This is a genomic window from Mesorhizobium sp. M8A.F.Ca.ET.208.01.1.1 (genome assembly GCF_004791315.1).
Taxonomy (GTDB): domain Bacteria; phylum Pseudomonadota; class Alphaproteobacteria; order Rhizobiales; family Rhizobiaceae; genus Mesorhizobium.
Map to the genome: position 1 here is coordinate 1 of NZ_SRUT01000235.1, position 319 is coordinate 319.

General features: G+C 64.9%; 1 protein-coding gene. It reads left to right on the forward strand.

Annotation, left to right across the window (positions count from 1 at the left end; genetic code table 11):
• Positions 1–238, forward strand: a 238-nt coding sequence (locus EN851_RS35075) for a LysR substrate-binding domain-containing protein (RefSeq protein WP_245520902.1), incomplete at its 5' end; no start/stop codon positions are given.
• Positions 239–319 lie beyond the last annotated feature (81 nt).

Sequence of the window (319 nt, forward strand, 5' to 3'; positions counted from 1 at the left end):
GACGGTGAGCGACGGCGAGGCGATGCGGCTGACGACATTGGCCGGAGCGGGCATCGCAAGACTGGCGCGCTGGCATGTCGAGCCCGACATCGTCGCCGGGCGGCTCGTGCCGCTGCTGGAGGCGTTCAATCCTGGCGACGAGGAGCCGACGCACGCTGTCTATGTCGGCCAGGGCAAGCATCTGCCGGCGCGAGTGCGCGCCTTTCTCGACTTTCTCGCCGAGACCGTTCGTCTCTGAAAGGAAAGCCGCGCATCCAAGGACACGCGGCTCTCGAAAAGGTGAGCTTATCTCAAAGGCAGTTACGCCTTCGGCACGAAC